Origin of the sequence: Pseudomonas sp. SWI36 (assembly GCF_002948105.1) — a bacterium.
GTDB lineage: Bacteria > Pseudomonadota > Gammaproteobacteria > Pseudomonadales > Pseudomonadaceae > Aquipseudomonas > Aquipseudomonas alloputida.
Window position 1 is genome coordinate 2,399,124 of record NZ_CP026675.1, and the last position, 19,701, is coordinate 2,418,824.

General features: G+C 58.9%; 18 protein-coding genes. All 18 read left to right on the forward strand.

Annotation, left to right across the window (positions count from 1 at the left end; translation table 11 throughout):
- Complete coding sequence (yidC, locus tag C4Q27_RS11540; protein ID WP_010951425.1) at positions 1-1,683, forward strand: membrane protein insertase YidC; 1,683 nt, start codon at positions 1-3, stop codon at positions 1,681-1,683.
- An 87-nt stretch (positions 1,684-1,770) separates the two neighbouring features.
- Positions 1,771-3,141, forward strand: coding sequence for a tRNA uridine-5-carboxymethylaminomethyl(34) synthesis GTPase MnmE (gene mnmE / locus C4Q27_RS11545; RefSeq protein WP_010951424.1), 1,371 nt, complete (start codon positions 1,771-1,773; stop codon positions 3,139-3,141).
- Positions 3,142-3,764: 623 nt separating this feature from the next.
- Positions 3,765-5,657, forward strand: a complete 1,893-nt coding sequence (gene mnmG, locus C4Q27_RS11550; RefSeq protein ID WP_104887856.1) for a tRNA uridine-5-carboxymethylaminomethyl(34) synthesis enzyme MnmG — start codon at positions 3,765-3,767, stop codon at positions 5,655-5,657.
- Positions 5,654-6,304, forward strand: a complete 651-nt coding sequence (rsmG, locus tag C4Q27_RS11555) for a 16S rRNA (guanine(527)-N(7))-methyltransferase RsmG (RefSeq protein ID WP_020192710.1) — start codon at positions 5,654-5,656, stop codon at positions 6,302-6,304. The genes mnmG and rsmG overlap by 4 nt, the downstream gene beginning before the upstream one ends.
- Positions 6,305-6,322: 18 nt before the next feature.
- A complete protein-coding gene (locus tag C4Q27_RS11560; protein ID WP_003253182.1) occupies positions 6,323-7,114 on the forward strand; it encodes a ParA family protein in 792 nt (263 codons plus the stop codon).
- 9 nt (positions 7,115-7,123) lie between these two features.
- Complete coding sequence (locus C4Q27_RS11565; RefSeq protein ID WP_003253185.1) at positions 7,124-7,996, forward strand: ParB/RepB/Spo0J family partition protein; 873 nt, start codon at positions 7,124-7,126, stop codon at positions 7,994-7,996.
- Between the two features lie 149 nt (positions 7,997-8,145).
- Positions 8,146-8,553 carry a F0F1 ATP synthase subunit I gene (locus tag C4Q27_RS11570; RefSeq protein WP_010955890.1) on the forward strand — a complete coding sequence of 136 codons (408 nt, stop codon included), beginning with the start codon at positions 8,146-8,148 and terminating at the stop codon, positions 8,551-8,553.
- A gap of 16 nt (positions 8,554-8,569) precedes the next feature.
- Positions 8,570-9,439, forward strand: coding sequence for a F0F1 ATP synthase subunit A (gene atpB / locus C4Q27_RS11575; RefSeq protein WP_010955889.1), 870 nt, complete (start codon positions 8,570-8,572; stop codon positions 9,437-9,439).
- A gap of 144 nt (positions 9,440-9,583) precedes the next feature.
- Positions 9,584-9,841, forward strand: a complete 258-nt coding sequence (atpE, locus tag C4Q27_RS11580) for a F0F1 ATP synthase subunit C (protein WP_003097235.1) — start codon at positions 9,584-9,586, stop codon at positions 9,839-9,841.
- Positions 9,842-9,897: 56 nt separating this feature from the next.
- On the forward strand, positions 9,898-10,368 hold the full coding sequence (locus C4Q27_RS11585) for a F0F1 ATP synthase subunit B (protein WP_003253189.1): 471 nt from the start codon (positions 9,898-9,900) through the stop codon (positions 10,366-10,368).
- A 12-nt stretch (positions 10,369-10,380) separates the two neighbouring features.
- A complete protein-coding gene (locus C4Q27_RS11590) occupies positions 10,381-10,917 on the forward strand; it encodes a F0F1 ATP synthase subunit delta (protein WP_003253191.1) in 537 nt (178 codons plus the stop codon).
- A gap of 21 nt (positions 10,918-10,938) precedes the next feature.
- The gene (gene atpA, locus C4Q27_RS11595; RefSeq protein ID WP_010955887.1) at positions 10,939-12,483 is read left to right on the forward strand and encodes a F0F1 ATP synthase subunit alpha; all 1,545 of its coding nucleotides are present in this window, start codon (positions 10,939-10,941) and stop codon (positions 12,481-12,483) included.
- A 48-nt stretch (positions 12,484-12,531) separates the two neighbouring features.
- A complete protein-coding gene (atpG, locus tag C4Q27_RS11600; protein ID WP_003253195.1) occupies positions 12,532-13,392 on the forward strand; it encodes a F0F1 ATP synthase subunit gamma in 861 nt (286 codons plus the stop codon).
- A 27-nt stretch (positions 13,393-13,419) separates the two neighbouring features.
- Positions 13,420-14,796 carry a F0F1 ATP synthase subunit beta gene (atpD, locus tag C4Q27_RS11605; protein WP_003253197.1) on the forward strand — a complete coding sequence of 459 codons (1,377 nt, stop codon included), beginning with the start codon at positions 13,420-13,422 and terminating at the stop codon, positions 14,794-14,796.
- A 43-nt stretch (positions 14,797-14,839) separates the two neighbouring features.
- On the forward strand, positions 14,840-15,259 hold the full coding sequence (locus C4Q27_RS11610) for a F0F1 ATP synthase subunit epsilon (RefSeq protein ID WP_010955886.1): 420 nt from the start codon (positions 14,840-14,842) through the stop codon (positions 15,257-15,259).
- 118 nt (positions 15,260-15,377) lie between these two features.
- On the forward strand, positions 15,378-16,745 hold the full coding sequence (glmU, locus tag C4Q27_RS11615; protein ID WP_047603748.1) for a bifunctional UDP-N-acetylglucosamine diphosphorylase/glucosamine-1-phosphate N-acetyltransferase GlmU: 1,368 nt from the start codon (positions 15,378-15,380) through the stop codon (positions 16,743-16,745).
- A gap of 196 nt (positions 16,746-16,941) precedes the next feature.
- Positions 16,942-17,718 carry a DeoR/GlpR family DNA-binding transcription regulator gene (locus C4Q27_RS11620; protein WP_003253204.1) on the forward strand — a complete coding sequence of 259 codons (777 nt, stop codon included), beginning with the start codon at positions 16,942-16,944 and terminating at the stop codon, positions 17,716-17,718.
- A 3-nt stretch (positions 17,719-17,721) separates the two neighbouring features.
- Entirely contained in the window at positions 17,722-19,557 is a 1,836-nt protein-coding gene (gene glmS, locus C4Q27_RS11625; protein WP_020190289.1) for a glutamine--fructose-6-phosphate transaminase (isomerizing), read from the forward strand.
- Positions 19,558-19,701: the final 144 nt, after the last annotated feature.

The following is a 19,701-nucleotide window of genomic DNA, read 5'->3' on the forward strand; positions in this document are numbered from 1 at the left end:
ATGGATATTAAACGCACGATCCTGATCGCCGCGCTGGCAGTCGTGTCCTACGTCATGGTCCTGAAGTGGAACGATGACTACGGCCAGGCTGCCCTGCCGACTCAGAATACTGCTGCCAGCACTGTTGCTCCGGGCTTGCCCGATGGCGTGCCTGCCGGTAACAACGGTGCCAGCGCCGATGTACCGAGCGCCAACGCCGAATCGAGCCCTGCCGAACTGGCACCGGTCGCACTCAGCAAGGACCTGATCCGAGTCAAGACCGACGTTCTGGAACTGGCTATCGATCCGGTCGGTGGTGACATCGTCCAGCTGAACCTGCCGAAGTACCCACGCCGTCAAGACCACCCGAACATTCCATTCCAGTTGTTCGACAACGGTGGTGAGCGTGTTTACCTGGCACAAAGCGGTCTGACCGGTACCGACGGCCCGGATGCCCGCGCCAGCGGCCGTCCCCTGTATGCCGCCGAACAGAAGAGCTACCAGCTGGCCGATGGCCAGGAACAACTGGTGGTAGACCTGAAGTTCAGTGACAACGGTGTCAACTACATCAAGCGTTTCAGCTTCAAGCGCGGTGAGTACGACCTGAATGTCAGCTACCTGATCGACAACCAGAGCGGCCAGGCCTGGAACGGCAACATGTTTGCCCAGCTCAAGCGTGATGCCAGCGGCGATCCGTCCTCCAGTACCGCCACCGGCACCGCTACCTACCTGGGTGCTGCCCTGTGGACAGCTTCTGAGCCTTACAAAAAGGTCTCGATGAAGGACATCGACAAAGGTAGTTTGAAAGAAAATGTGTCCGGCGGCTGGGTTGCCTGGCTGCAGCACTACTTCGTGACCGCCTGGATTCCGGCCAAGTCGGACAACAACGTTGTCCAGACCCGCAAGGATAGCCAGGGCAACTACATCATCGGCTACACCGGCCCGGTTATCAGCGTACCGGCTGGCGGCAAGGTCGAAACCAGTGCCCTGCTGTACGCCGGCCCGAAGATCCAGTCCAAGCTGAAAGAGTTGTCCCCAGGCCTGGAATTGACCGTCGACTACGGCTTCCTGTGGTTCATCGCCCAGCCGATCTTCTGGCTGCTGCAACATATCCACAGCCTGCTGGGTAACTGGGGCTGGTCGATCATCGTGCTGACCATGTTGATCAAAGGCCTGTTCTTCCCGCTGTCGGCTGCCAGCTACCGCTCCATGGCGCGTATGCGTGCCGTTGCACCTAAGCTCGCCGCACTCAAGGAACGCTTCGGTGACGATCGCCAGAAGATGTCCCAGGCGATGATGGAGCTTTACAAGAAAGAGAAGATCAACCCACTGGGCGGCTGCCTGCCGATCCTGGTGCAGATGCCGGTATTCCTGGCCCTGTACTGGGTATTGCTGGAAAGCGTGGAAATGCGCCAGGCCCCATGGATCCTGTGGATTACCGACCTGTCGATCAAGGATCCGTTCTTCATCCTGCCGATCATCATGGGCGCCACCATGTTCATCCAGCAGCGCCTGAACCCGACTCCGCCGGATCCGATGCAGGCCAAGGTGATGAAAATGATGCCAATCATCTTCACCTTCTTCTTCCTGTGGTTCCCTGCCGGTCTGGTGCTGTACTGGGTTGTGAACAACTGCCTGTCGATTTCGCAGCAGTGGTACATCACTCGCCGTATCGAAGCAGCTACCAAAAAAGCTGCTGCTTGACGGGCTAATACGCTAGCCTGTGAATAAAAACGCCCCCTAGTGGGGCGTTTTTGCTATCTGTCGTTTTTGTCGTAGAGGCTTTCGAGCATGAACACTGTGCGTGAAACCATCGCCGCCATCGCCACGGCCCAGGGCCGGGGCGGTGTGGGAATTGTCAGGTTGTCCGGCCCTCTGGCTGCCAAGGCCGGCCTGTTGATCACCGGCCGCACCCTGACCCCGCGGCATGCCCATTACGGTCCGTTCCGCGACGATGAAGGGCTGGTGCTGGACGAAGGGATTGCTCTGTTCTTTCCAGGGCCTAATTCGTTCACTGGCGAGGACGTGCTTGAACTGCAGGGACACGGTGGCCCTGTGGTCTTGGACATGCTGCTGCAGCGCTGTGTACAAGTCGGCTGTCGTCTAGCCCGCCCGGGCGAGTTCAGCGAGCGCGCCTTCCTCAACGACAAGCTCGACCTGGCGCAGGCTGAAGCCATCGCCGACCTGATCGAAGCCAGTTCCAGCCAGGCAGCGCGCAACGCCCTGCGCTCGCTGCAAGGGGAATTCTCCAGGCGTGTGCACAGCCTCACCGAGGCGTTGATTGCCTTGCGTATTTACGTCGAGGCGGCAATCGATTTTCCTGAAGAAGAGATCGACTTCCTCGCCGATGGCCACGTGCTGTCGATGCTTGATGCCGTGCGCAGCGAGTTATCCACTGTGCAGCGCGAGGCCGGGCAGGGCGCCTTGCTGCGTGACGGCATGACGGTAGTCATTGCCGGCCGGCCGAATGCCGGTAAATCGAGCTTGCTGAACCAGCTGGCCGGGCGGGAAGCTGCGATCGTCACTGACATCGCTGGCACCACGCGGGATATCCTGCGCGAACATATCCACATCGACGGCATGCCGCTGCACGTTGTCGATACTGCCGGCTTGCGCGATACCGATGACCATGTGGAAAAGATCGGTGTGGAACGCGCCCTGAAGGCCATTGGCGAGGCAGACCGCGTTCTGCTGGTAGTCGACTCCACTGCGCCCGAGGCCAGCGACCCGTTCGCTTTGTGGCCTGAGTTTCTGGCTCAGCGGCCGGACCCGGCCAAGGTCACGCTGATTCGCAACAAGGCCGACCTGAGTGGTGAGCGGGTAGCGCTGGAACAGTGCGATGACGGCCATGTGACCATTACCCTGAGCGCCAAGGGCGACGACACAGGGCTGCAACTGCTCCGCGACCATCTGAAAGGCTGTATGGGTTATGAGCAGACTGCAGAGAGTGGCTTCAGCGCCCGCCGGCGCCATCTGGATGCCTTGCGCCAGGCCAGCGAGCACCTGGAGCACGGCCGTGCTCAATTGACCTTGGCGGGCGCGGGAGAGCTTCTGGCTGAGGACTTACGCCAGGCACAGCATGCGCTGGGGGAGATCACAGGAGCATTCAGCTCGGATGACCTGCTTGGGCGGATTTTCTCCAGCTTCTGCATCGGCAAGTAATCCAAGGCCAAGCGCCGCTCCTTAGGGAGCGGCTTTTTTTTGCCTGAAATTCGTTGCAGAAGATGAATGCAGGCCGCTGACCCAAGCACCTGTGGGAGCGGGTGGACCCGCGAAGAAGCCCTTACAAGCACGGAATGTCGGCGGATGTACCGACCCTTTCGCGAGCTTGACCGCTCCAAACCGATCATGCCTGGTTGCTAGCGCGATGAATTTTCCATGCTCGGCCTAAAAACTGTGCTCAGGAGCCCTGTGGAAAAGTCGCCTTCAGCTCAGTTGATAAGCGGGCTTTTTTTCTGAGGAAAAACCCGCCTGTGGGTAAACAGCCATTTAATCCACAGGCTAAATGACGTTATCCAGAGCCCTCATGGCACTCCAGGCACAGGGTTTAATTTCTCTCTACATAGCGCCATTATTGGGATGCACGACTTTATCCACAGAAGTCGCTGTGCATAAGAATAAACATAAAAACAAAGCTTTTTAAATTTCTTCTCTCTGATTTCTGTTGTTTGCCACTCATCCACAGACTGGTCAAAATTTGCTCAGACGGTTTCTTTACTGGGGGTGAAGTCCCTATACTTGTCCGCTTACCTTCTCTATTCGCAAAAACAGGCACGAGGTGCGTGGTGGATTTCCCTTCCCGTTTTGACGTGATCGTCATCGGCGGCGGCCATGCCGGTACCGAGGCTGCGCTTGCGTCTGCACGCATGGGTGTGAAAACCCTGCTGCTGACCCATAACGTGGAAACCCTCGGTCACATGAGCTGCAACCCCGCCATCGGCGGTATTGGCAAAAGCCATCTGGTCAAAGAGATCGATGCGCTCGGCGGCGCCATGGCGCTGGCCACCGACAAGAGCGGCATCCAGTTCCGCGTTCTGAACAACCGCAAGGGCCCGGCCGTACGTGCCACCCGTGCACAAGCCGACCGCGCCATCTACAAGGCAGTGGTACGTGAAATCCTGGAAAACCAGCCAAACCTGTGGATATTCCAGCAGTCCTGCGACGACCTGATCGTCGAGCAGGACCAGGTCAAAGGCGTGGTGACCCAGATGGGCCTGCGTTTCTTTGCCGAATCTGTGGTGCTGACTACCGGTACCTTCCTCGGCGGCCTTATCCACATTGGTCTGCAAAACCATTCCGGTGGTCGCGCCGGTGATCCACCTTCGATTGCCCTGGCCCACCGCATGCGTGAACTGCCGCTGCGCGTCGGCCGCCTGAAAACCGGTACCCCGCCACGCATTGACGGCCGCTCGGTGGACTTCTCGGTAATGACCGAACAGCCAGGCGATACGCCGATCCCGGTGATGTCGTTCATGGGCAATGCCGAAATGCACCCGCGTCAGGTGAGTTGCTGGATTACCCACACCAATGCGCGCACCCACGAGATCATTGCCTCGAACCTCGACCGTTCACCGATGTACTCGGGCGTGATCGAAGGTGTCGGTCCGCGCTACTGTCCGTCGATCGAAGACAAGATCCACCGCTTTGCCGACAAGGAAAGCCACCAGGTGTTCATCGAGCCGGAAGGCTTGAACACCCATGAGTTGTATCCCAACGGTATTTCCACTTCGTTGCCGTTCGACGTGCAGTTGGAGCTCGTGCGTTCCATCCGTGGCATGGAAAACGCCCACATCGTGCGCCCCGGCTACGCCATCGAGTACGACTACTTCGATCCCCGCGACCTCAAGTACAGCCTCGAGACGAAAGTCATCGGCGGCCTGTTCTTCGCCGGGCAGATCAACGGCACCACCGGGTACGAAGAAGCCGGCGCCCAGGGCCTGCTGGCCGGGACTAACGCCGCACTGCGGGCGCAGGGCCGTGACAGCTGGTGCCCGCGCCGCGACGAGGCATACATCGGCGTACTGGTGGACGACCTGATTACCTTGGGTACCCAGGAGCCGTACCGCATGTTTACCTCGCGTGCCGAGTACCGGCTGATACTGCGCGAAGACAACGCCGACCTGCGCCTGACCGAAAAGGGCCGTGAACTGGGCCTGATCGATGACCAGCGCTGGGCCGCGTTCTGCGCCAAGCGCGACGGTATCGAGCGTGAGGAACAGCGCCTGAAATCGACCTGGGTTCGGCCGAATACCGAGCAAGGCCAGGCCATTGTGGATAAGTTCGGCACTCCGCTGAGCCACGAGTACAGCCTGCTCAACCTGCTGGCGCGCCCCGAAATCGACTACGCCGGCCTGATCGAAGCGACTGGCGGTGACGTAATCGATCCACAGGTTGCCGAGCAGGTCGAGATCCGCACCAAGTACGCCGGCTACATCGACCGCCAGCAGGATGAAATTGCCCGACTGCGCGTCAGCGAAGACACACGCCTGCCTGTGGATATCGACTACACGACGATTTCCGGCCTGTCCAAGGAGATACAGGGCAAGCTGAGCCAGACCCGTCCGCAGACGCTGGGCCAGGCTTCGCGTATCCCGGGTGTGACCCCGGCGGCGATTTCCCTGTTGCTGATTCACTTGAAAAAACGCGGCGCTGGCCGCGAATTGGAGCAAAGCGCTTGAGTTCCCTGGTCACCCCTCAACACGCTGAAGAGTTGTCCACAGGTGCGCGCCAGCTTGGTGTCGAGCTGACTGCCGAGCAGCACGAGAAGCTGCTTGGCTACCTGGCTCTGTTGATCAAATGGAACAAAGCCTACAACCTGACTGCTGTGCGCGACCCGGACGAGATGGTTTCGCGTCACCTGCTCGACAGCCTTAGCGTCATGTCTTTTATCCACAACGACCGTGATAACTGGCTGGATGTCGGCAGCGGCGGTGGCATGCCCGGCATCCCGTTGGCTATTCTGCATCCACACAAGCGCGTCACCGTGCTGGACGCCAATGGCAAGAAAACCCGTTTCCTGACACAGGTGAAAATGGAACTCAGGCTGGACAACCTCACGGTTATCCACAGCCGGGTCGAGGCCTTCCAGCCGGCACAACCGTTCGACGGAATCATCTCCCGCGCTTTCAGCAGCATGGAGAACTTCACCAACTGGACCCGCCACTTGGGCGACACCGGGACGCAATGGCTTGCAATGAAGGGGCTGCATCCTGCCGATGAACTGGTAGCATTGCCCGCAGACTTCACAGTGGAAAGCGAACAGGCCCTGACCGTTCCGGGTTGCCAGGGCCAGCGCCATCTGCTGATACTGCGCCGCAAGGCATGACTGGGAACACTCGCAACAATGGCTAAGGTATTCGCAATCGCGAACCAGAAAGGTGGTGTGGGCAAGACAACCACCTGTATCAATCTCGCCGCCTCGCTGGCTGCGACCAAGCGTCGTGTCCTGCTGATCGACCTCGATCCGCAGGGCAACGCCACCATGGGCAGCGGTGTGGACAAGCACGAGCTCGAGCATTCGGTCTACGACCTGCTGATCGGGGAGTGCGACTTGGCCCAGGCTATGCACTACTCCGAGCACGGAGGCTTCCAGTTGCTGCCGGCCAACCGTGATCTGACCGCCGCTGAGGTGGTGCTGCTGGAAATGCAGGTCAAGGAGAGCCGTCTGCGCAACGCCCTGGCACCCATTCGCGATAACTACGACTACATCCTCATCGACTGCCCGCCGTCGCTGTCGATGCTCACGCTGAATGCTCTGGTCGCTTCCGATGGCGTGATTATCCCCATGCAGTGCGAGTATTACGCACTGGAAGGTCTCAGCGACCTTGTGGATAACATCAAGCGCATCGCCGCGCGGTTGAACCCGGAGTTGAAGATCGAGGGCCTGCTGCGGACCATGTACGATCCGCGTCTGAGCCTGAACAACGATGTTTCGGCACAGTTGAAGGAGCACTTCGGCCCTCAGCTTTACGACACGGTCATTCCGCGCAACATTCGCTTGGCCGAGGCCCCCAGCTTCGGCATGCCAGCCCTTGCTTACGACAAGCAATCGCGGGGCGCACTGGCGTACCTGGCCCTGGCTGGGGAACTGGTACGCCGTCAACGCCGTCCATCACGCACTGCACAAACAACTTAAGGAATCCGTATGGCCGTCAAGAAACGGGGTCTCGGACGTGGGTTGGATGCACTGCTCAGTGGTCCTTCCGTCAGCGCGCTCGAAGAGCAGGCTGTGAAGATCGACCAGAAAGAACTGCAACACCTGCCGGTCGAACTGGTCCAGCGTGGCAAGTATCAGCCTCGCCGGGACATGGATCCGGAGGCGCTGGAAGAGCTTGCGCACTCGATTCGCAACCATGGTGTGATGCAACCGATCGTGGTACGCCCGATTGGCGACAACCGATACGAGATCATCGCCGGTGAGCGCCGTTGGCGCGCCACTCAGCAGGCCGGCCTGGACACGATCCCGGCCATGGTCCGTGAAGTGCCCGACGAAGCCGCCATCGCCATGGCATTGATCGAGAACATCCAGCGCGAAGACCTCAACCCGCTGGAAGAGGCCATGGCCCTGCAGCGCCTGCAACAGGAATTCGAGCTCACCCAGCAGCAGGTGGCTGACGCTGTGGGCAAGTCGCGGGTGACCGTGGCCAACCTGCTGCGCCTCATCACCTTGCCCGATGCGATCAAGACCATGCTCGCCCACGGTGACCTGGAGATGGGGCACGCCCGTGCATTGCTGGGCCTGGACGAAAATCGTCAGGAGGAGGGGGCGCGTCATGTTGTCGCACGTGGCCTCACCGTGCGCCAAACCGAGGCACTGGTCCGTCAGTGGCTCAGCGACAAGCCTGATCCGGTCGAACCGAGCAAACCTGATCCGGATATCGCACGCCTTGAACAGCGGCTCGCAGAGCGCCTGGGCTCGGCCGTGCAGATCCGTCATGGCAACAAGGGCAAAGGCCAGTTGGTTATTCGCTACAACTCGCTTGACGAGTTGCAAGGCGTGCTCGCTCACATCCGCTGAAACAATTCCTGTTGTAGCGCGAAGTCGGAAATCACTACCGAAGAGTTGAATAGGGGTTAATCCACCCCTATACTCTGCGCGCATTTTGTCGGCACAAATTATGCCAAGTCATAGCTGACTTGTTGGTCGACTTCCGAGGAGCAGTTGTGATGGAAATACGCACGCCAAACCGCCTGCCTTTCCATCGCTGGGCGGTTTTTCCGGTACTGCTGGCTCAATTTGTCGTACTGCTGCTGGCAACCTTGGTGTTGTGGCAGTGGAAAGGGTCGGTCAGTGGATATTCAGGCCTTTGCGGAGGTTTGATTGCCTGGCTGCCCAATGTGTATTTCGCCTGGAAGGCTTTTCGCTTCAGCGGGGCTCGGGCGGCACAAGCTATCGTCAAGTCGTTTTACGCTGGCGAGGCAGGCAAGATGATTTTGACGGCAGTGCTTTTTGCACTGACCTTTGCAGGAGTGAAGCCACTGGCGCCGCTAGCAGTATTCGGCGTCTTCGTGTTGACCCTTTTGGTCAGCTGGTTCGCGCCCCTGCTGATGAATAAAAGACTTTCGAGACCTTAGGGCGTTTGAGGCAACCATGGCAGCAGAAACCGCTTCGGGCTATATCCAGCACCACTTGCAGAACCTGACCTACGGTCAACTACCAGACGGCAGCTGGGGCTTCGCCCATTCGGCTGCAGAAGCCAAGGCAATGGGCTTCTGGGCGTTCCACCTGGACACCCTGGGTTGGTCCGTCGCGCTGGGTCTGATCTTCCTGTTGATCTTCCGCATGGCGGCCAAGAAGGCGACTTCCGGCCAACCTGGCGGTCTGCAGAACTTCGTTGAGGTGATGGTCGACTTCGTCAACGGCAGCGTGAAGGACTCCTTCCACGGCCGTAGCCCGGTAATCGCACCACTGGCGCTGACCATTTTCGTCTGGGTATTCCTGATGAACGCCGTCGACCTGATACCGGTCGACTGGATTCCTCAGCTGGCCATCCTGATTTCCGGTGACCCGCACATTCCGTTCCGCGCCGTGTCGACCACCGACCCGAACGCGACCCTGGCCATGGCCTTCTGCGTCTTCGCCCTGATCATCTTCTACAGCATCAAGGTCAAGGGACTGGGCGGCTTCATAGGTGAGCTGACCCTGCACCCGTTTGGCAGCAAGAATATCTTCGTGCAGATCCTGCTGATTCCAGTCAACTTCCTGCTGGAATTCGTCACCCTGATCGCCAAGCCGATCTCGCTGGCACTGCGTCTGTTCGGCAACATGTATGCTGGCGAGCTGGTGTTCATCCTGATCGCTGTAATGTTCGGCTCCGGCCTGCTGTGGCTCAGCGGCCTGGGTGTGGTGCTGCAATGGGCGTGGGCTGTGTTCCACATCCTGATCATCACCCTGCAAGCTTTCATCTTCATGATGCTGACCATCGTCTACCTGTCGATGGCTCACGAAGATAACCATTAAGACCGCCTGGCGTGTCTGATAGCCTTCCCTGCCGGTACGGGGGGAGGGCTTAAAAAGTCCGCAAGGGCATGCTGTACCAAACGATTTGTTTTACCGCTTCAAACTAAAAACCTAACCAATACGACGTAAAAGTCGGGAGGAAAGATGGAAACTGTAGTTGGTCTGACCGCTATCGCTGTTGCTCTGCTGATCGGCCTGGGTGCTCTGGGTACCGCCATTGGTTTCGGCCTGCTGGGTGGCAAATTCCTGGAAGGCGCTGCTCGTCAGCCAGAAATGGTTCCGATGCTGCAGGTCAAAATGTTCATCGTTGCCGGTCTGCTCGACGCCGTAACCATGATCGGTGTTGGTATCGCTCTGTTCTTCACCTTCGCGAATCCGTTCGTTGGTCAGATCGCCGGCTAATCACTCGTCACCACGAGTTGATGGCTGTATGAATTAAGACCGAGCGAGGTGTTGGCGTGAACATTAATGCAACCCTGATTGGCCAATCCGTTGCTTTCCTGATTTTTGTACTCTTCTGCATGAAGTATGTATGGCCTCCGGTCATCACTGCCCTGCAAGAGCGCCAAAAGAAGATTGCCGACGGCTTGGACGCTGCCAACCGCGCAGCTCGCGACCTGGAGCTGGCCCAAGAGAAAGCGGGTCAGCAACTGCGTGAAGCTAAAGCACAAGCAGCCGAAATCATCGAGCAAAGCAAGAAACGCGCTGCTCAGCTTGTCGAGGAAGCCCGTGAACAGGCCCGCGTCGAAGCTGACCGTGTGAAGGCTCAGGCTCTGGCCGAGATCGAACAGGAACTGAACAGCGCTAAAGACGCCCTGCGTGCCCAAGTGGGTGCTCTGGCCGTTGGTGGTGCTGAAAAGATCCTTGGCGCCACAATCGATCAAAACGCGCATGCGGAGCTGGTTAACAAACTGGCCGCTGAAATTTAAGCGAGGGCGATCATGGCAGAACTGACCACGTTGGCCCGACCTTACGCTAAGGCTGCCTTTGAGCATGCCCAGGCCCATCAGCAACTGGCCAATTGGTCAGCCATGCTCGGCCTGGCTGCTGCGGTGTCGCAAGACGACACCATGCAGCGCCTGCTCAAGGCCCCGCGACTGACGAGCGCAGAAAAGGCCGCCACGTTCATTGACGTGTGCGGTGACAAGTTCAATGCACAGGCACAGAATTTCATTCATGTTGCCGCGGAAAACGACCGTCTCCTGCTTCTGCCGGAGATTGCCGCCCTGTTCGACCTGTACAAGGCCGAGCAAGAGAAATCCGTGGACGTGGAAGTCACCAGTGCCTTCGCGTTGAACCAAGAACAGCAAGACAAACTCGCCAAGGTTCTCAGTGCACGGTTAGGCCAGGAAGTGCGCCTGCACGCGTCGGAGGATGCCAGCCTGATTGGCGGCGTCGTCATCCGCGCCGGTGACCTGGTAATCGATGGCTCTGTTCGCGGCAAAATCGCGAAACTGGCCGAAGCATTGAAATCTTGAGTTTGAAGGGGCAGCAGAGCAATGCAGCAACTCAATCCTTCCGAAATTAGTGAAATCATCAAGGGCCGCATCGATAACCTCGATGTGAGCTCCCAAGCCCGTAACGAAGGTACCGTCGTTTCGGTATCCGACGGTATCGTGCGGATCCACGGTCTGGCCGACGTCATGTACGGCGAAATGATCGAGTTCCCTGGCAGCGTCTACGGCATGGCCCTGAACCTGGAGCAAGACTCCGTAGGTGCAGTGATCCTGGGTGCCTATGACACCCTCGCCGAAGGCATGAGCGCCAAGTGCACCGGCCGCATCCTGGAAGTTCCGGTTGGTAAGGAACTGCTGGGTCGCGTCGTTGACGCACTGGGTAACCCGATCGACGGCAAAGGTCCTCTGGGCAACACCCAGACTGACGCAGTCGAGAAAGTGGCTCCAGGCGTGATCTGGCGTAAGTCGGTAGACCAGCCTGTACAGACTGGTTACAAATCCGTCGACGCCATGATCCCTGTCGGCCGTGGCCAGCGTGAGCTGATCATTGGCGACCGTCAGATCGGCAAGACCGCCATGGCCATCGACGCCATCATCAACCAGAAAGACTCCGGTATTTTCTGTGTTTATGTTGCAGTCGGCCAGAAGCGTTCCACCGTTGCCAACATCGTTCGCAAGCTGGAAGAAACCGGCGCCCTGGCCAACACCATCGTGGTTGTTGCCAGTGCTTCGGAATCCGCCGCACTGCAATTCCTGGCGCCATACGCCGGTTGCACCATGGGCGAGTTCTTCCGCGACCGCGGTGAAGACGCACTGATCGTTTACGATGACCTGTCCAAGCAGGCCGTTGCCTACCGTCAGATCTCCCTGCTGCTGCGCCGTCCACCAGGACGCGAAGCATACCCAGGCGACGTGTTCTATCTCCACTCCCGTCTGCTGGAGCGTGCATCGCGCGTTTCGGAAGAGTACGTCGAGAAGTTCACCAACGGTGCTGTTACTGGCAAAACCGGTTCCCTGACCGCTCTGCCGATCATCGAAACCCAGGCTGGCGACGTTTCTGCGTTCGTTCCGACCAACGTGATTTCCATCACCGACGGTCAGATCTTCCTGGAATCGGCCATGTTCAACTCGGGCATCCGCCCAGCAGTGAACGCCGGTGTTTCGGTATCCCGCGTAGGTGGTGCCGCTCAGACCAAGATCATCAAGAAGCTGTCCGGTGGTATTCGTACCGCTCTGGCTCAGTACCGTGAACTGGCTGCATTCGCCCAGTTCGCGTCCGATCTGGACGAAGCGACCCGCAAGCAGCTGGAGCATGGTCAGCGCGTTACCGAGCTGATGAAGCAGAAGCAGTACGCGCCGATGTCCATCGCGGACATGGCTCTGTCGCTGTACGCCGCTGAGCGTGGCTTCCTGATCGACGTAGAAGTCTCCAAGATCGGCAGCTTCGAGCAAGCTCTGATCGCCTTCTTCAACCGTGATCACGCTGAACTGATGGCGAAGATCAACGTGAAGGGTGACTTCAACGACGAAATCGACGCAGGCCTGAAAGCCGGTATCGAGAAGTTCAAGGCCACCCAGACCTGGTAAGCCGCAGCGGGGGCTCAGGCCCCCGCTTGCTAACCTGATAGGTGATACATGGCAGGCGCAAAAGAGATTCGCAGTAAGATTGCGAGCATCAAAAGCACGCAAAAAATTACCAGCGCCATGGAGAAAGTGGCGGTCAGCAAGATGCGCAAGGCACAAATGCGCATGGCTGCTAGCCGTCCTTACGCGGAACGTATCCGCCAGGTGATCGGTCATCTGGCCAACGCCAACCCGGAATACCGCCACCCGTTCATGATCGAGCGCCCTGTAAAGCGCGCTGGTTATATCGTGGTGAGCAGTGACCGTGGTCTGTGCGGTGGCTTGAACACCAACCTGTTCAAGGCCCTGGTCAAGGACATGAGCGCAAACCGCGAACAGGGCGTGGAAATCGACCTGTGCGTGATCGGCAGCAAGGGTGCGACTTTCTTCCGCATCTTTGGCGGCAACGTCGTAGCAGCGATCAGCCACTTGGGCGAAGAGCCATCGATCAACGATCTGATCGGCTCCGTCAAAGTGATGCTGGACGCCTACCTGGACGGCCGTATCGATCGCCTCTCGGTGGTTTCGAACAAGTTCATCAATACCATGACCCAGAAGCCGACGGTCGAGCAATTGGTACCGTTGGTGGCAACCCCGGATCAGGATCTCAAGCATCACTGGGACTACCTGTACGAACCCGACGCAAAAGAGCTGCTGGACGGCTTGATGGTGCGCTACGTGGAGTCGCAGGTTTACCAGGCGGTGGTCGAGAACAACGCTGCTGAACAAGCGGCCCGGATGATCGCCATGAAGAACGCCACAGACAACGCCGGTGATTTGATCAAAGAGCTTCAGTTGATCTACAACAAGGCGCGTCAGGCTGCGATCACCCAGGAGATCTCGGAAATCGTCGGCGGCGCTGCCGCGGTTTAACGGTTCACATATTCAGAGGATCCAGCTATGAGTAGCGGACGTATCGTTCAAATCATCGGCGCCGTCATCGACGTGGAATTCCCACGTGACGTCGTGCCGAGTGTATACAACGCGCTTAAAGTACAAGGCGCGGAAACCACCCTGGAAGTTCAGCAGCAGCTGGGCGACGGCGTGGTTCGTACCATTGCGATGGGCTCGACCGAAGGCCTGAAGCGCGGTCTGGATGTCGTTGACACCGGCGCTGCCATTTCGGTTCCAGTTGGTAAGGCCACCCTGGGCCGTATCATGGACGTACTGGGCAACCCGATCGACGAAGCCGGCCCGATCGGCGAAGAAGAGCGTCGCGGTATCCACCAGCCAGCGCCTTCGTTCGCTGACCAGGCAGGCGGCAACGACCTGCTGGAAACCGGCATCAAGGTTATCGACCTGGTTTGCCCGTTCGCCAAGGGTGGTAAAGTTGGTCTGTTCGGTGGTGCCGGTGTCGGCAAGACCGTAAACATGATGGAACTGATCCGTAACATCGCCATGGAACACAGCGGTTACTCCGTGTTCGCTGGTGTGGGTGAGCGTACTCGTGAGGGTAACGACTTCTACCACGAGATGAAGGACTCCAACGTTCTCGACAAGGTAGCGCTGGTCTACGGTCAGATGAACGAGCCACCAGGAAACCGTCTGCGTGTAGCGCTGACCGGCCTGACCATGGCCGAGAAGTTCCGTGACGAAGGTAACGACGTTCTGCTGTTCGTCGACAACATCTATCGTTACACCCTGGCCGGTACCGAAGTATCCGCACTGCTGGGCCGTATGCCTTCTGCAGTAGGTTACCAGCCGACCCTGGCTGAAGAGATGGGCGTTCTGCAAGAGCGCATCACCTCCACCAAGGAAGGTTCGATCACCTCCGTACAGGCCGTATACGTACCTGCGGACGACTTGACCGACCCGTCGCCAGCGACCACCTTCGCCCACTTGGACGCCACCGTCGTTCTGTCCCGTGACATCGCCTCCCTGGGTATCTACCCAGCGGTCGACCCACTGGACTCGACTTCGCGCCAGCTGGACCCGAACGTGATCGGCAACGAGCACTACGAGACCGCTCGTGGCGTTCAGTATGTTCTGCAGCGCTATAAAGAGCTGAAGGACATCATTGCGATCCTGGGTATGGACGAACTGTCCGAAGCCGACAAGCAACTGGTAGCCCGCGCTCGTAAGATCCAGCGCTTCCTGTCGCAGCCGTTCTTCGTGGCAGAAGTCTTCACCGGTTCGCCAGGCAAGTACGTTTCCCTGAAAGACACCATCGCTGGCTTCAGCGGCATCCTCAAAGGTGACTACGACCACCTGCCAGAACAAGCGTTCTACATGGTCGGCAGCATCGACGAAGCGATCGAGAAAGCCAAGAAACTGTAATTCCTGCGCCCCGCAAGGGGCGCTATCAGGTTGAGGCAAGCAGATGGCTATGACAGTCCATTGCGATATCGTCAGCGCGGAAGGAGAGATCTTCTCCGGCCTGGTCGAGATGGTGGTTGCGCACGGTAACCTGGGTGATCTTGGTATCGCTCCAGGCCATGCGCCGCTGATCACCAATCTCAAGCCTGGTCCGATCACGCTGACCAAGCAGGGTGGCGCACACGAGGTGTTCTACATCTCTGGTGGTTTCCTCGAGGTTCAGCCGAACATGGTCAAGGTGCTTGCCGATACCGTGCAACGTGCTGCAGACCTGGATGAAGCTCAGGCTCAGGAGGCCCTCAAGGCTGCCGAGAACGCCCTGAATCTGAAAGGCGCGGACTTCGACTACGGCGCCGCCGCCGCACGTCTGGCCGAGGCCGCAGCCCAGCTGCGTACCGTCCAGCAAATGCGCAAAGGCAAGTAATCGGCTACGGCTGATAACTTCTGTTGCGATTGAGTAAAAGGGTAGCCTCGGCTACCCTTTTTCTTTTTCTGTTTTCTCCCCCGGTCTTTCACTGACCGCCCAGGATTGGTAGCCAGTAATGTCACTCGATATCGTTATTCTCGCCGCCGGCCAAGGCACCCGCATGCGCTCGGCGCTGCCCAAAGTGTTGCACCCGGTGGCTGGCAATTCCATGCTCGGCCATGTTATCCACAGCGCGCGCCAACTTCAGCCGCAAGGTATTCACGTGGTCATTGGCCATGGTGCCGAGCTGGTTCGCGAGCGCCTGGCCGCTGACGACCTGAATTTCGTCATGCAGGATAAACAGCTGGGTACCGGTCATGCTGTTGCCCAGGCACTGCCGGCGCTGACCGCTGACACTGTGCTGGTGTTGTACGGCGACGTGCCGTTGATCGAAGTGGAGACCCTGCAGCGTCTGTTGGCCAAAGCCAACGATCAGCAGCTGGGACTGCTGACAGTCACCCTCGACGATCCGACCGGCTATGGCCGGATCGTGCGTGACGAGCAGGGCCAGGTAACTGCAATCGTTGAGCACAAGGACGCCAACGACGCGCAAAAGGCGATCAAGGAAGGCAACACCGGCATTCTGGCACTGCCAGCAGCGCGTCTGGCTGACTGGATGGGCCGGCTGTCGAACAACAACGCCCAGGGAGAGTATTACCTGACCGACGTAATTGCCATGGCAGTGGCCGATGGCTTGGTGGTGGCAACTGAACAGCCACACGACGCTATGGAAGTGCAGGGCGCCAACGACCGCCGCCAGCTCTCCGAGCTGGAGCGTCACTACCAGTTGCGGGAAGGCCGCCGTCTGATGGCTCAGGGGGTTACCCTGCGTGATCCGGCACGCTTCGATGTTCGTGGTGAAGTAAGCGTTGGTCGTGACGTGCTGATCGACATCAACGTGATTCTCGAAGGCAAGGTGGTCATCGAAGACGATGTGCAGATCGGCCCTAACTGCGTGATCAAGAACACGACCTTGCGCAAAGGCGCGGTGGTCAAGGCCAACAGCCACCTCGAAGGCGCCGTGATGGGAGAGGGCAGCGATGCTGGCCCGTTTGCCCGCCTGCGCCCGGGCAGCGTACTGGACGCCAAGGCCCATGTGGGTAACTTCGTTGAACTGAAAAACGCCCACCTGGGTGAAGGGGCCAAGGCTGGTCACCTGACCTACCTGGGGGATGCCGAAATCGGTGCGCGCACCAATATCGGCGCCGGTACCATCACCTGCAACTACGATGGCGCCAACAAGTTCAAGACCGTGATGGGTGAAGACGTGTTCATCGGTTCGAACAACTCGCTGGTGGCGCCTGTGGAAATCAAGGCCGGCGCGACCACCGCAGCCGGCTCGACCATCACCCAGGCCGTAGAAGCGGGTGACCTGGCTGTAGCCCGTGCGCGCCAGCGCAACATTTCGGGTTGGAAGCGCCCGGAGAAGATCAAGAAGAGCTGAGTTATTCACAGCCGTTTCGATCGAAAGCCGACTTATGTGAATAAGTCGGCTTTTTTATTGGCGATTGGCGCTGCCGCGCCAAAAGGACCGCGTCAAAGCAGAGGCAAACAATCCACAGGTCAGCGACAGCTTGACGAATCGCTCGTCTTAGGTTTTGATTGCAACCAATAACTTTCGAATCGAAACTTAAACGCACATGTCGAAACGAAACACACCACAGCGGCGACACAATATTCTGGCTCTGCTCAGCGAGCAGGGTGAGGTAAGTGTGGACGCGTTGGCCAAGCGTTTCGCCACCTCGGAAGTGACCATTCGCAAAGACCTCGCCGCCTTGGAAACCAACGGCTTGTTATTACGCCGCTACGGTGGTGCGGTGCCGGTGCCGCAAGAGTTGCTCGGTGAACCGGCACAACCCGTCTCTTCCTATAAAAAGGCCATTGCGCGTGCTGCTGTGGGGCGTATCCGCGAACATGCACGCATTATCATCGACAGCGGCAGCACCACGGCGGCAATGATCCCCGAACTGGGGCGCCAGCCAGGCCTGGTGGTGATGACCAATTCGCTGAATGTGGCCCGTGCAATCTGCGACCTCGAACACGAGCCGGTGCTGCTGATGACCGGTGGCACCTGGGACCCGCATTCTGAATCGTTCCAGGGCCAGGTCGCGGAGCAGGTTCTGCGCTCCTACGATTTCGACCAATTATTCATCGGTGCCGACGGCATCGACCTCGGCCGGGGTACCACCACCTTCAACGAGCTGCTTGGGCTGAGCCGGGTCATGGCCGAAGTTGCCCGTGAAGTGATCGTGATGGTCGAGTCGGACAAGGTGGGGCGCAAGATTCCTAACCTCGAGCTGCCCTGGGGCAGTGTGCACACCCTTATTACAGATGAACGCCTGCCAGCAGCAGCGCGCGAACAAATTCAAGCCCGCGGCATCAACCTGATCTGCGCCGCGATCAGCCAGGAGCAATAAAACATGTGTGGAATCGTTGGTGCTGTCGCCGAGCGTAATATCACAGCCATCCTGATCGAAGGCCTCAAGCGTCTTGAATACCGCGGTTACGACAGCGCCGGTTTGGCTGTACTCACCCAGAACGGTGAACTGCAGCGCCGCCGGCGCATCGGCAAGGTCAGCGAGCTGGAGGTTGCTGTTGCTGATGACCCATTGGCAGGCCAGCTGGGTATTGCCCACACCCGCTGGGCTACCCACGGCGCGCCGACTGAAGGCAACGCCCACCCGCACTTCTCGGGCAATGATGTGGCCGTGGTGCACAACGGCATCATCGAGAACCACGAGGAACTGCGCGAAGAGCTGAAGGGGCTGGGCTATGTCTTCAATTCGCAGACCGATACCGAAGTCATCGTCCACCTTATCCACCACACCCTGAAGAGCATTCCAGACTTGACCGACGCCCTTAAGGCGGCGGTGAAGCGTCTGCACGGCGCTTACGGCCTGGCGCTGATCAGTGCCAAGCAGCCGGACCGCCTGGTGGCCGCGCGCAGTGGTAGCCCGCTGGTTATCGGCCTGGGCCTTGGCGAGAACTTCCTGGCGTCCGACCAGCTGGCGCTGCGTCAGGTTACTGACCGCTTCATGTACCTGGAAGAAGGCGACATCGCTGAAATCCGTCGTGATCAGGTCTCTATCTGGGACCAGCAGGGCAACAAGGTCCAGCGCGAAACCGTGCAATATCACGAAGGTGCCGAGGCTGCCGACAAGGGCGCTTACCGCCACTTCATGCTCAAGGAAATTCACGAGCAGCCAAGCGTTGTTCAGCGCACGCTTGAAGGCCGCCTGGGCAAGGACAATGTGCTGGTCCAGGCCTTTGGCCCGCAAGCTGCCGACCTGTTTGCCAAGGTGCGCAACGTGCAGATCGTTGCCTGTGGCACCAGCTACCACGCCGGTATGGTTGCGCGTTACTGGCTGGAAAGCCTGGCCGGCATCCCTTGCCAGGTAGAAGTGGCCAGCGAGTTCCGTTACCGCAAGGTGGTGGTGCAGCCGGACACTCTGTTCGTCTCCATCTCGCAGTCCGGCGAAACCGCCGATACCCTGGCCGCACTGCGTAACGCCAAGGAATTGGGTTTCCTTGGCAGCCTGGCGATCTGCAACGTGGGTATCAGCTCGCTGGTACGCGAGTCGGACTTGACCCTGCTGACCTTGGCCGGCCCTGAAATCGGCGTGGCTTCGACCAAAGCGTTCACCACCCAGCTGGTTTCGCTGATGCTGCTGACCCTGGCCCTTGGTCAGGTGCGCGGTACGCTGGAAGCCGGTGTCGAAGCTGAGCTGGTTGAAGAGCTGCGTCGACTGCCTACCCGCCTGGGCGAAGCCCTGGCCATGGATGCCACCGTCGAGAAAATTGCCGAGCTGTTCGCCGACAAGCACCATACCCTGTTCCTCGGCCGCGGCGCGCAGTACCCGGTGGCGATGGAAGGTGCTCTCAAGCTTAAAGAAATCTCCTACATCCACGCCGAAGCTTACCCAGCAGGCGAGTTGAAGCATGGCCCGCTGGCTCTGGTGGACAACGACATGCCGGTGGTTACCGTTGCACCAAACAACGAACTGCTGGAGAAGCTGAAGTCCAACCTGCAGGAAGTGCGTGCCCGTGGTGGCGAGCTGGTAGTGTTCGCCGACGAGCACGCTGGCATGACCAATGGCGAAGGCACCCACGTGATCAAGGTGCCGCACATTGCCGATGCCTTGGCGCCAATCCTATACACCATTCCGCTGCAGTTGCTGTCTTATTACGTGGCCGTGCTAAAGGGGACCGACGTTGACCAGCCTCGTAATCTGGCCAAGTCGGTGACTGTCGAGTAACGGGTAGTCAGGTGTTGATCAGCTGTTTTTGAATAATAAAGGTTGTCACAAAACAATAAAGGTTGTCACAACGTAATAAAGGTTGTCACAAGGCAGGCTCTGACCGCACATCGGGCCGGAGCCAGGCCTTGGAGATTCGGGTGA